At 64.5% G+C, this 11,920-nt stretch carries 12 protein-coding genes and 1 rRNA gene; 3 read left to right on the forward strand and 10 right to left on the reverse strand.

Annotation, left to right across the window (positions count from 1 at the left end):
- Nucleotides 1-97: 97 nt before the first annotated feature.
- A 5S ribosomal RNA gene (gene rrf, locus ACE039_RS23765) occupies nucleotides 98-210 on the forward strand.
- A 131-nt stretch (nucleotides 211-341) separates the two neighbouring features.
- On the opposite strand, the gene ACE039_RS23770 is transcribed toward rrf, so the two are convergent.
- Genes ACE039_RS23770 through ACE039_RS23780 form a run of 3 tightly spaced genes read right to left on the reverse strand, consistent with a single transcriptional unit; the run spans nucleotide 342 to nucleotide 4,266 of the window.
- Nucleotides 342-950, reverse strand: coding sequence for a GNAT family N-acetyltransferase (locus ACE039_RS23770; RefSeq protein ID WP_485823489.1), 609 nt, complete (start codon nucleotides 948-950; stop codon nucleotides 342-344).
- Between the two features lie 32 nt (nucleotides 951-982).
- Nucleotides 983-2,410, reverse strand: a complete 1,428-nt coding sequence (locus ACE039_RS23775) for a sigma-54-dependent transcriptional regulator (protein ID WP_485823490.1) — start codon at nucleotides 2,408-2,410, stop codon at nucleotides 983-985.
- On the reverse strand, nucleotides 2,407-4,266 hold the full coding sequence (locus ACE039_RS23780; RefSeq protein WP_485823491.1) for a sensor histidine kinase: 1,860 nt from the start codon (nucleotides 4,264-4,266) through the stop codon (nucleotides 2,407-2,409). Before ACE039_RS23780 ends, ACE039_RS23775 begins: the two co-directional genes overlap by 4 nt.
- Before the next feature lie 401 nt (nucleotides 4,267-4,667).
- Between ACE039_RS23780 and ACE039_RS23785 the strand changes: the two genes are divergently transcribed.
- Complete coding sequence (locus ACE039_RS23785) at nucleotides 4,668-6,017, forward strand: dicarboxylate/amino acid:cation symporter (RefSeq protein ID WP_313464390.1); 1,350 nt, start codon at nucleotides 4,668-4,670, stop codon at nucleotides 6,015-6,017.
- 17 nt (nucleotides 6,018-6,034) lie between these two features.
- Here ACE039_RS23785 and ACE039_RS23790 read toward each other — a convergent pair whose 3' ends face one another.
- From ACE039_RS23790 to ACE039_RS23820, 7 genes are all read right to left on the reverse strand, one after another.
- Nucleotides 6,035-6,658: a Maf family protein gene (locus ACE039_RS23790; protein WP_485823492.1), complete on the reverse strand. Its 624-nt coding sequence runs from the start codon at nucleotides 6,656-6,658 to the stop codon at nucleotides 6,035-6,037.
- Between the two features lie 34 nt (nucleotides 6,659-6,692).
- Entirely contained in the window at nucleotides 6,693-7,163 is a 471-nt protein-coding gene (rlmH, locus tag ACE039_RS23795) for a 23S rRNA (pseudouridine(1915)-N(3))-methyltransferase RlmH (RefSeq protein ID WP_050449060.1), read from the reverse strand.
- Nucleotides 7,164-7,171: 8 nt separating this feature from the next.
- Nucleotides 7,172-7,576 (reverse strand): ribosome silencing factor, encoded by a 405-nt coding sequence (rsfS, locus tag ACE039_RS23800; RefSeq protein ID WP_105560033.1) that lies wholly within the window; start codon nucleotides 7,574-7,576, stop codon nucleotides 7,172-7,174.
- Nucleotides 7,577-7,650: 74 nt separating this feature from the next.
- Nucleotides 7,651-8,238: a nicotinate (nicotinamide) nucleotide adenylyltransferase gene (nadD, locus tag ACE039_RS23805; protein WP_448708696.1), complete on the reverse strand. Its 588-nt coding sequence runs from the start codon at nucleotides 8,236-8,238 to the stop codon at nucleotides 7,651-7,653.
- Nucleotides 8,235-9,146: an oxygen-dependent coproporphyrinogen oxidase gene (hemF, locus tag ACE039_RS23810; protein ID WP_485811900.1), complete on the reverse strand. Its 912-nt coding sequence runs from the start codon at nucleotides 9,144-9,146 to the stop codon at nucleotides 8,235-8,237. Before hemF ends, nadD begins: the two co-directional genes overlap by 4 nt.
- 14 nt (nucleotides 9,147-9,160) lie before the next feature.
- Nucleotides 9,161-10,468 carry a phosphoribosylamine--glycine ligase gene (gene purD / locus ACE039_RS23815; RefSeq protein ID WP_448709436.1) on the reverse strand — a complete coding sequence of 436 codons (1,308 nt, stop codon included), beginning with the start codon at nucleotides 10,466-10,468 and terminating at the stop codon, nucleotides 9,161-9,163.
- 70 nt (nucleotides 10,469-10,538) lie between these two features.
- Nucleotides 10,539-11,270 carry a YebC/PmpR family DNA-binding transcriptional regulator gene (locus tag ACE039_RS23820; protein ID WP_105560029.1) on the reverse strand — a complete coding sequence of 244 codons (732 nt, stop codon included), beginning with the start codon at nucleotides 11,268-11,270 and terminating at the stop codon, nucleotides 10,539-10,541.
- Between the two features lie 160 nt (nucleotides 11,271-11,430).
- Between ACE039_RS23820 and ACE039_RS23825 the strand changes: the two genes are divergently transcribed.
- Nucleotides 11,431-11,920, forward strand: a 490-nt coding sequence (locus tag ACE039_RS23825) for a helicase HerA-like domain-containing protein (RefSeq protein WP_485823493.1), incomplete at its 3' end; no start/stop codon positions are given.

Raw genomic sequence — 11,920 nt, forward strand, 5'->3', positions numbered from 1 at the left:
GTGCATGATCATCGAGCTAGTCTCTGATCATCCACACGTTGTGTTTCTTCCAAGATTGGAGCGGTTGCGTTAACGCGCAGCAGCTCAACCAGTTACGCCTGACGACCATAGCAAGGTGGTACCACTCCTTCCCATCCCGAACAGGACAGTGAAACGCCTTCGCGCCGATGATAGTGGACGGACGTCTGTGAAAGTAGGTCATCGTCAGGCTTTTATTCCGCAAAACCCCACAGGTAATCCTGTGGGGTTTTGTCTTTGGGCGAAAGGAATGCGATGCACGCAACCCGGATAAAGAAACCCCCTCGCGGCTGACGCCGTGAGGGGGTTTTTATTTGGTGCGGCTAACGATCAGCAGGGTTTATCAGCGCGGTCAGCACGTGATCGCACCAGGCTCCGTTTATTTGCAGATATGACCGTGCCTCTCCTTCGCGCTGGAAACCCAGGCGGGACAGCAGGCAGGCGCTGCGCGTATTTTCCGGGCGGTAATTCGCCATGATTCGGTGCAGCTTCAGGTTCTGGAAGACGTGCTCGATGGCTGCCGTTAAACCCTCGCGCATCAGACCTTGGCCTTGGCATCGTTCGGCAATTGAGTAACCCAAATGGCACGCCTGGAATGCACCCCGCACGATATTGGTGAAGTTGCAGACGCCAACGAGCTCATCGGATCCTTGGCCGAACAACAACAAGTGCAGCGCGTCTTGGTTGATGTTTCGCTGAGCCATTTCTTGTAGCCGTTCGGCGACGGCATAGGGTTCGAAAAAGGCGGCATGGCGCAACGGCTCCCAGGGTTGCAGATAGTTCTGATTCTCCAGCAAATAGGTCCGAACGCTGTCGGCATAGGACACTGCCGCAGGTACCAGGCGCAGCCTTGGCGTGATGAGCACAACAGGGAGCGGACGTGGCCTTTGGGGGATGAGCGCGGCGGGGAAAACGACGGGAGGGAGATTCATGGTGCCTTTCTGTCGGGAGCGGGCAGCGCTGCTTAATCCTGGCCGCGCAAGTACTGCTGACGATCAATGCCGTGGCGTTGAAGCTTGTCGTAGAAGGTCTTGCGAGGAATGCCCAGCGACTCCAGCGTAGCTTTGATGTCGCCTTGATGCGCGGACAGCGCGTCGCGTATGAGTTGCGCTTCGAAACGCTCCATCCGTTCCGGCAGGCTTTGCGCGGCATCGGGCGCAGGAGGGGGGTCGAAAGCCGGGCTGTTCAATACGCCCAGGACCACGCGTTCAGCGAAATGGGCGAGTTCCCGGACATTGCCTGGCCAATCGTGCGTCATGACGTATTGCTTCATCGAAGCCGGCATGTCCGGGATGTCGCGGTTGAAGCGGCGCGACGCATGGCCAAGATAGTGGGCGAAGAGTAGGGGGATGTCGTCACGGCGTTCTCGCAGGGGCGGAATGCGGATCGTGACGACATTGAGCCGATAGAACAGGTCTTCGCGAAACTTGCCACGAATGGCGGGACTTCCCAGGTCTTCTTTCGTGGCCGCGACAACGCGTAGATCCAGATTGCGGACGTCATTGCTGCCCAGCGGGGTGATCTGGCGAGATTCGAGCACACGCAGCAGCTTGACCTGTACGGCCAAGGGCATGCTTTCGATTTCGTCCAGGAATAACGTACCACCGCTGGCGTGTTCGATGCGGCCAATGCGCTTTTTCTGCGCGCCGGTGAAGGCGCCGGCTTCATGTCCGAATAGCTCGCTTTCGATGACGCTTTCGGGCAAGGCGCCGCAGTTGATGGCAACGAGTGCGCGATGCCGGCGGCGACTGAGGCGATGGAGCGCGGTGGCCACGACTTCCTTGCCGGTGCCTGTCTCGCCTTCGACCAGCACGTCGACATCTGCGTCTGCAATGTGCCGCAGCGTCTGCTTGATGCGTTGCATGGCCGGTGTGGCGCCGATGAACGGCATGTCGTCGGCTTCCAACGCGAACGCAGCTTCGCGCAGACGCCGGTTCTCGAGCACCAGCCGCCGTTTTTCGGCGGCATGAGCGATTGCAGTCAGGAGCCGGTCGGGCGGAAAAGGCTTGGCCAGGAAATCGTAGGCGCCGTCACGCATGCACTGCACGGCGGTGGCGATATCGCCATGGCCTGTGATGAGGATGACGGGGAGTTCGGGGTCGATATCTCGCAAACGATGGAATAGCTGCAGGCCATCGATATCGGGCATGCGGATGTCGGTCACCACCACACCGTCGAAATCCCGGTCCAGATGGGAAAGCGCGGCACGGGCGGAGCCGTAGGCCTCCACCGCGATGCCATGCAGTTTCAGGGTCTGGACGTTTGCCCGCCGTAGGTCTTCGTCGTCATCGATGAAGACGACACGAGGAGGGGCCGCCGAGGCGGAGCGGTTGTCCGCTGATGCCGGGGCAGACGCCGATGCTGAGGCGGTGAAGTCAGGGGCGCGGGTCATGGCGTTAGGGCCGAAAGAGAGGTTCCGGGGGCTGCCTTTTGCAGCGTCAAGGTGAACATGGCCCCCTGCTGAGGACCGTGTGGAGTCGGAAAGCCTGGGTCGGTGGGATGCGCCGCGCGCAATTCGCCACCGAACTCGGTGACGATGTCGCGGCAAATAACCAGCCCCAAGCCCAGGCCTTCCGGTTTGCTTGTATGAAATGGCGTGAACAGCCGCGCCCTGGCGTCTGGCGACAGGCCCGGGCCGTTGTCGCTGACATGGACCTGCACCGTTGCGCCCAGGTCTTGAAGGGCGACAATGACGCGGCCTTCCGGCCGACCTTCCAGCGCTTCCAGTGCGTTCTGAAGCAGGTTGACCAGCACTTGCTCCAGCCGGACGCGGTTAGCGCGGACCAGAAAGTCCTGCGCTTCGGGTGGACGTTGAAGCGTGACGCCCTGACGACGGGCCCGCGGACCGACCAGCAACAAGGCGCCATCCAGCGCCTCTTTCAGTCGGGTGGGCCCCACCGAGGCGCCGGCCTTGCGTGAAAACGCGCGCAGTTCACCGGTAATCTGGCCGATGCGTTCGGTCAGCGTGGCAATGGTGCCAAGGTTCTCTTGCACCGAACCGGCGTCCTGGCGTCGAAGGAATTCGATTGCGTTGTCTGCGTAGACGCGAATAGCGGCGACGGGTTGATTGATCTCGTGCGCGACGCCGGCGGCCACCTGGCCCAGCAGCGCAAGCTTGGTGGCTTGAACGAGTTCATCCTGCATCGTGTGCAACCTGACTTCGGTGCGCTGGCGCTCGTCCATTTCGGTGATCAGTTGCTCGTTCACGTCCAGCAATTGGGCCGTGCGTTCGTCCACCAGCGCCGCCAATTGCGCCTGGACGGCCGCGTGCTGTCCGGCACGTTCGCGGTGGCGCTGGCGCCTGACCAGCACGATGCCGAGTGCCGCAGCCAGCAGGCTAAGGGCCAGCAACGCACCTAATTGGGCGTTGGCGCTGGCCTGGGTCATCGCGGTTTGCACGGGCGACAACAAATGCAATGTCCAGCCAGGCGATTCCACGATGGGGAGCGTCGTGTGCAACAACGGTGCGCCCTTGGGCAACGGCGGCACGGCGGCGTCGGTGCGCACCAGGTCGCCAGTGCTGACCGGCGCGAGCGCTGGCGACAGTGGCAGGGGCCGGAATATGGCGTCGCCGAATTGCAGGCTGGCGCGCAGGCTTTGCGCCAAGCCGGGCGCGAGCGGCGCCAGGACGGCGAAGCGCCAGTCGGGAATGCTGCCCAATAACACCACGCCGTGCTCGTCGGTCACGAAGATCGGGGCGATGGACTGGCGCCAGTCGGACTCGAGATCGCGGAAATCCACCTTCAGCACGATGACGCCCAAGAGCCCGCCGTGGGCGTCATCGATTCGCCGTGACAGATACAGGCCGGCTTCATGGCTGACCGTGCCCAACGCGAAGTGTTCGGCGAAGCCGCGCGTGACGGCGCCTTGGAAATAAGGCCGGAACTGGTAGTCGACACCGACGAACGTGGCGGGTTCGCGCCAGTTGCTGGCCGCGATGGCCAGGCCTTTCTTGTCGAGCAAGTAGATGGCGGAAGCGCCGACGCCACGACTGAGCGTGTCGAGCTTTTCGTCCAGCGATTCGATCTGCGCGTCGGATGCGCCCTGCAAGGCTGCCCGCACGTCGACGTCTCGCGTCAAGACGAAAGGCAGTGCCCGGAATTTGTCGAGGTTGTTGCGTAGCAAGGCGGCATTGATCTGGCCGGCAGCCCGCGCTTGGACGGCCGCCGCCTTGACGGCACCGTCGCGTGCCCACTGCGTGGCGACGTGCAGCACGCCGAATACAAGACCGGCGGCTATGAGGATCATGGCGGTCCGGCGTATCCACGACCTGTTGGCCGGCGGCCGCCGAGGCGGCGGCAGCGGAGCGGCATTCCAGCCAGGGCGGCCGGGCGAAGACGGGGAGGCGGGGTGGGGCATGATGTGTGCGGTTTTTCGCACATTTTATCTGTTTTCTGTGCGGGTTTCCGCCTTGCTCAGCGTGAAAGGCTGCCCGGGATCTAAAGGAAACAGCGATATATCAATGGCTTGGCGGCGCTGCCGCACTTTTTCTCATCTGGCATGGCGTTTGCGTATATCAAGGCAAGCCGGGCGTCGACCGTTCGGTGAAATGGCTTGCGGCGATAACGCAATGCCACAAAACAGATAACGCTCCGTCGCCCGCCGCGCTCAATCGCCCGGGGCAAGGAGCATTGGTGGGGACAAACCCAATGATCGACGTGGATCACGGCGCGCCCGCGCGCAAGCTCAAGTTCTATCAAATCCTTTATGTGCAGGTGATTTTCGCCATCGTGGTGGGCGTTTTGCTGGGCGCGTTCAAGCCTGAACTCGGGCAGCAGATGCAGCCGCTGGGCGACGCCTTCATCAAGCTGGTGAAGATGATCATCGCCCCGGTGATTTTCCTGACCGTGGCATCCGGCATCGCCGCCATGAGCGACTTGAAGAAGGTCGGCCGCGTGGCGGGCAAGGCCATGCTGTACTTCCTGACTTTCTCGACGCTGGCGCTGATCATGGGCATGCTGGTCAGCCATCTGGTTCAGCCGGGCGCCGGCATGCATATCGACCCCAGTACGCTGGATCAGAAGGCGGTGGCAACGTACGTGGCGAAGGCCCACGATTCGACCATCACAGGCTTCCTGATGAACATCATCCCGACGACGATCTTCAGCCCCTTCGTGGGGGGTGACATCCTTCAGGTGCTGTTCGTGGCGGTGCTGTTCGGCATTGCGCTGGCGATGGTGGGCGAGCGCGGCAAGCCCATTCTGAACTTCATGACGGCATTGGCGCAGCCCATCTTCAAGCTGGTCGCCATCTTGATGAAGGCGGCCCCGATCGGCGCGTTTGGCGCGATGGCGTTCACCATCGGCAAGTACGGCATCAAGTCGGTCGTGAACCTGGCGATGCTGGTCGGCACGTTCTACGCCACGGCGGTGCTTTTCGTGGTGGTGGTGCTGGGCCTGGTCGCCCGCTACAACGGCTTCTCGATCCTGAAGCTGGTGCGTTACATTCGCGAGGAACTGCTGCTGGTGCTGGGCACGAGCTCGTCGGAAGCCGCGCTGCCCACCCTGATGCAGAAGATGGAGCGCGCCGGTTGTTCCAAGTCCGTGGTCGGGCTGGTCGTGCCCACGGGATACTCGTTCAATCTGGACGGCACCAACATCTATATGACGATGGCGGCGCTGTTCATCGCGCAGGCTTGCGATATTCCCTTGTCGCTGGGCGATCAGATCCTGCTGCTGGCCGTTGCGATGCTGAGCTCCAAGGGCGCCGCCGGTGTCACGGGCGCGGGATTCATTACGTTGGCCGCGACCTTGTCGGTGGTGCCGTCCGTGCCGATCGCCGGCATGACGCTGATCCTGGGCGTGGACCGCTTCATGTCGGAATGCCGGGCGCTGACGAACCTGGTCGGCAACGCGACGGCTGCCGTCGTGGTCGCCCGCTGGGAAGGCGAATTGGATCAGGAACAGTTGCACGCGGCGCTGGATGGTCAGGCGCCCGCGCTGCCCGAGACGCCTCAGGCCGCTGCGCCGGCCCAGACGCCGCTGAGCCACACGGCCTGATTCGCGGGGCCAGTCGCTCAGGGCGTCTGGATGCCCGCGGCCCGCAGCAAGTTGGCCGTTTCAAACAGCGGCAAGCCCATTACGCCGGTGTAGCTACCGGAGATATGGGCGATGAAGGTGCCGGCCAAGCCCTGGATGCCATAGGCGCCGGCCTTGCCGAAGGGTTCACCGCTGTCGCAATAGCGGCCGATTTCATCGTCGGTCAGCTCGCGCATGCGGACTTGCGTGATGGAAACGGCTTCCAGCAATTGATTGCCAGCCCAGACGGCGACAGCGGTGTGCACGTCGTGCGTCGCGCCGGACAGGGCACGCAGGATGCGCATGGCATCGTCGCGGTCGGCCGGCTTGGCCAACACGACGCCATCCAGGACGACCGTGGTGTCCGCCGCCAAGAGCGGCAGCGTCGGCAATGCCTGGCTGCGCATCCAGTCGCGTCCGCGCAAGGCCTTGTCGCTTGCGGTGCGCCGCACGTAGTCGGCGGCGCTTTCGCCGGGATGCTGGGGTTCGTCTTCGCCAGGCGGCGCAGGCACCCGCAGGACCTCGTGGGCCAGGCCGATTTGCGTCAGCAATTCGCGTCGCCGCGGACTGGCCGAGGCAAGGTAGAGGCGGGCGGGGGATTCGGAGCCGGTGGTCTGAGACATGCGGGAACGGGATGGGCGTCGGCCCGACCAGCGGTCAGGCGCGGTGGTAGGGGTGGTTGGTCATGATGGCCCAGGCGCGGTAGAGCTGCTCGGCCAGCACCACGCGCACCATGGGGTGGGGCAACGTCAGCGACGACAGGCGCAATTGCCCGCTGCAGGACGCCTTCAGGTCGGCGTCCAGGCCATCCGGGCCGCCGACGAGGAATGCAACGTCTTGCCCGCCTGCTCGCCACTGTTCCAGCTTTTGCGACAAGGCCATCGTGGTGAGGTCGCGGCCGCGTTCATCCAGCGCCAGGCGCAATGCGCCAGCGGGCAACGCGGCTTCGATGCGCTTGGCTTCCGCCGCCATCATCTGCGCCGGCGTCTTGCCGGTGGTGCGGGGTTCAGGCTTGATCTCGCGCAATTCCAGCGCGCAATCGGCCGGAAGGCGTTTGGCGTAGTCGGCCCAGGCGGTCTCCACCCAGTCCGGCATCCGCGTGCCCACGGCCGCAACGATCAGTTTCACGGCAGGACTCAGCTTTCGGCGTCGTCGTAGCCGCTGTCGGTGGGGATCGGCGCTGCGCGGGTGGATTCGGGCAGGAGCTTCACGCGCACCGGCTTGCCGCCCCAGATCTCTTCCAGGTTGTAGTACTGGCGGATGGCGGGCTGCATGATGTGCACGACGACGTCGCCCAAGTCGACGACAACCCATTCACCGGTGTCCTCGCCTTCGATGGTGATGCCGGACAAGCTCAGTGCGCGGCCGCTGTCTGCCACGCTGGAGGCGAGGGCACGGGTCTGGCGGTTGGAGGTGGCGCTTGCAATCACGACGCGATCGAACAGGCTCGTCAGATGCGTGGTGTTGTAGACCTTGATGTCTTGCGCCTTGACGTCTTCGAGGGCATCGATGACGGCGCGTTGGAGTTTCGTTATATCCATAGCTGCAAATATAACCCGCGGACGGACGGCGGATGCCGGCTCCGTGGCGCTTTGGGCGCCCGGCGGGTGTGGGTTTATCGGTAAAGCTGGTGCGCCGCAATATAAGCAGCGACAGCGGGGGGCAGCAGGCCGTCGGTGGATTCACCGGCGGCGAGGCGCCGGCGGATCTCGGAGGCGGATACCGCCATCGGGGCAAAGGGCAGTTCTTCCAGGCGGTGCCCATGTTCGTCCAGCCAGGCGGAGAGTTCTGCCGGAGGCTTCAACGGTGTGCCGGGGCGGGTCGCCACCGCCAAATCCACCAGGCTGGCGATGTCTCGCCAGTTGCGCCAGGTGCAGAAATTGGCCAATTGGTCGGCGCCCAGCAACCAGACATAGCGCGCGTCGCCGGGCAGGGCGCGCAACGTGTCGATCGTGTAAGTGGGGCCGCCGCGTTCGATTTCGATCGGATTGACGACCAGGCCGTCCTGGCCCGCGATGGCCAGTTCAAGCATGTCGCAGCGTTGTTCGCCGGTGGCGTGCAGCGCCGCGCGTTGCCAGGGATTGGCGGCGGGGATAAGTTGGACTGCCGCCAGGCCGAGAGTCTGCAAGGCATTGCGCGCCAATGCGACGTGTGCGACGTGGACGGGGTCGAAACTGCCGCCCAGGAGACCGATGCGCTTCAAACCCAGTCCCGTGGCGTCAGGTAGGCGGCAAGTTCCGCTTCGGGGGTGCCGGCTTCCGGCTGCCAATCGTAACGCCACTGCGCCAGCGGCGGCATGGAAAGCAGGATGGACTCGGTGCGGCCGCCCGATTGCAGCCCGAATAGCGTGCCGCGGTCAAAGACCAGGTTGAATTCGACGTAGCGGCCGCGGCGGTAGGCCTGGAAGTCGCGCTCGCGCTCGGTGTAGGCAAGCTCTCGGCGGCGTTCGACGATGGGCAGGTAGCTGGGCAGGAAGGCGTCGCCGACCGAACGGGTCAGGGCGAACGAAGCGTCGAACCCGGGGGCGTTCAGGTCGTCGAAGAATATCCCGCCGATGCCGCGCGTTTCATTGCGGTGCTTCAAGAAGAAGTACTCGTCGCACCAACGCTTGTAGCGCGGATAGTATTCGGCGCCGTGCACGGCGAGCGCGTCCCGGCAAACGGTATGGAAATGCCGGGCGTCTTCTTCGAAGGGGTAATAGGGGGTCAGGTCGATGCCGCCGCCAAACCAGAAAACGTCGGATTCGGCATGACCGGGGCGGGCCGCCGCCATGAACATCCGCACATTCATGTGCGTCGTGGGTACATAGGGGTTGCGCGGGTGCAGCACCATCGACACGCCCATGGCTTCCCAGCCGCGCCCCGCCAGTTCCGGGCGGTGGGCGCTGGCGGACGGGGGCAGCTTCGTGCCCTTGACGTGGCTGAACAGCACGCCCGCCCGCTCGAACAGCTTGCCGCCTTCAAGCAGACGCGACAGGCCGCCGCCGCCTTCGGGCCGGACCCATTCATCGGCACGGAAGGCGCTGCCTTCCGCTGCTTCCAGGGCGCCGACGATGCGGGCCTGCAAGCCGGTGAAGTAGTCGCGGACGGTGGCGACGGGCAAGGCGTTCATCTATCGCTTTCCGTTCAGGCTTGGGGTTTGGGCTTTTGCTGGGACGGCTTTAGCGCGCGCCAGCCGATGTCGCTGCGGTACTGGCGGCCATCGAAATGGATGCCGTCGATGGCTTCGTATACGCGGTCGCGCGCCATTTTGACCGAGTCGCCCAGCGCCGTGACGCAAAGCACGCGGCCGCCGGTGGTCTTGGTTTCGTCGCCGTCGAGTTCGGTGGCGGCGTGAAAGACCATGCAGTCTTCAGCGTCGGCGGGCAGGCCGCGGATCGCGTCGCCCGTGCGCGGGGTGTTCGGGTAGTTGTGCGAGGCCAGCACCACGCCAAGCGCCGTGCGGCGGTCCCAGACGATGTCGGCCTGGTTCAGCGTGCCTTCCACGGCGTGCTCAAGGGCGTCCAGCAGGTCGCTCTTGACGCGCATCATGATGGGCTGCGTTTCGGGGTCGCCCATGCGGCAGTTGAATTCCAGGGTCTTGATGGCGCGGTCGGGATCATCGCCGGGGGCGATCATCAGGCCGGCGTACAAAAAGCCCGTATAGGGGATGCCGTCGCGCGTCATGCCCTGCACGGTCGGCAGGATGATTTCGCGCATGATGCGGTGATGAAGTTCGGGCGTGACCACCGGGGCGGGCGAATAGGCGCCCATGCCGCCCGTATTGGGGCCCTGGTCACCATCCTGCAGGCGCTTGTGGTCCTGACTGGTCGCCAGCGCCAGCACGTTGCGGCCGTCGCACATGACGATGAAGCTGGCCTCTTCGCCGACCAGGCATTCTTCGATGACGACGCGCGCGCCGGCGGCGCCCATCGAGCCGTCGCCCAGCATGGCGTCGACGGCGGCGTGGGCCTCTTCCAGCGTGGTGGCGACCACGACGCCCTTGCCGGCGGCCAGGCCATCGGCCTTGATCACGATCGGGGCGCCTTCCTTATCGATATAGGCGTGGGCCAGGGCCGGATCGGTGAACGTCTCGTAGCGGGCGGTCGGGATGTTGTGCCGGACCATGAAGGCCTTGGCGTAGTCCTTCGAGCTTTCCAACTGCGCGGCGGCCTTGGTGGGGCCAAAGATCTTCAGGCCACGGGCGCGGAACACGTCCACGACGCCCGCAGCCAGGGGCGCTTCCGGGCCGACGACCGTCAGGGCGATGCCCTCGCGCTGGACGAAATCAGCCAATTCCTCGGCATTGGTGAGCGCGATGTTTTCCATCTGCTCGGCCCGTTGCGTGCCGCCGTTGCCCGGCGCGACGAACACCTTGTGTACGCGCGGGGAGCGGGCCAGCCGCCAGGCGAGGGCATGTTCGCGGCCGCCCGAGCCAATAACCAGGAGTTTCATGTTGCGTGAGTCTGAAGGTTGCCACTGGCGCGCCGGCGGCATGGGCCGCCCGCGCGTCAACAGGAGGGATTTACTGCGCTTCGTCGAAAATGACGGTCGTATAGACTTCCTGCACGTCGTCCAGGCCTTCCAGGGCGTCGAGCAGTTTCTGCATCTTGATGGCGTCGTCGCCGGCCAGCTCGGTTTCGTTCAGGGCCTTCATGACAATACCGTCGACTTCGGCCTTCAGGCCGGCGTCGTCGAACGCCTTGCGGACGGCGGCGTAGTCGGCCGGTGCGCAAACGACTTCGATCACGCCTTCTTCGTCGGTCACGACGTCTTCGGCGCCCGCTTCCAGCGCGGCTTCCATGACCTTGTCTTCCGGCGTGCCGGGGGCGAACACGAATTGGCCGCAGTGCTTGAACATGAAGGCCACCGAGCCTTCCTGGCCAAGGTTGCCGCCGTTCTTGGCGAAGGCGTGGCGGACTTCCGCCACGGTGCGCGTGCGGTTGTCGGTCATGCAATCGACGATGACCGCCGCGCCGCCGATGCCGTAGCCTTCGTAGCGGACTTCCTCATAGGCGTCGCCGTCGGCGCCGCCCGCGCCACGCTGGATGGCGCGCTGGATGTTGTCCTTGGGCATGTTGGCGTCGGTCGCCTTGTCCCAGGCCATGCGCAAGCGCGGGTTGCTGTCCGGGTCGGGGCCGCCGGCGCGCGCCGCCACGGTGATTTCACGAATGATCTTGGTCCAGAGCTTTCCGCGCTTGGCGTCTTGACGCCCTTTGCGGTGCTGAATATTGGCCCATTTGCTGTGTCCGGCCATGGCTTCCCAGGATAAATTGTCTGCAAAAGCGGCATTTTACCGTGCCGGCGGTCCGCGCGCCCGGGAGGGCCGCGCGTGTGTCCTTATTGCCACGCGCACAAGCCGGGCGGCAAGCTCTACACTTGGGCATCCCACTGATTCCTGGTCCGGAGCGCTGCACATGCCCAACCCCATCGTCATTGCCAAAAACGCACAGGCCGAGCTGGCGCTATTGCCCGCCCTGGCCAACCGGCATGGATGCATCACCGGCGCCACCGGCACGGGCAAGACCGTCACCCTGCAGGTGCTGGCCGAATCGTTCTCCCGCATCGGCACGCCGGTCTTCATGGCCGACGTGAAGGGCGACCTGACCGGTATTTCGCAGGCGGGCTCGGCCAGTCCAAAGCTCGCCGAGCGCCTGAAAAGCCTGGGGCTGGCCGAACCCGCCTGGGCCGCCAGCCCGGTCACGCTGTGGGACGTATTTGGCGAGCAAGGGCTGCCGGTGCGGGCCACCATCACCGATATGGGGCCGCTGCTGCTGTCGCGCATCCTGGAATTGAACGACACGCAGGAGGGGGTGCTGACCCTGGTGTTCAAGGTCGCCGACGACGAAGGCCAGTTGCTGCTGGACTTGAAAGACCTGCGGGCCATGCTCCAGAACGTGGCCGCCC

The sequence above is a fragment of the Achromobacter maghribensis genome (genome assembly GCF_057334215.1).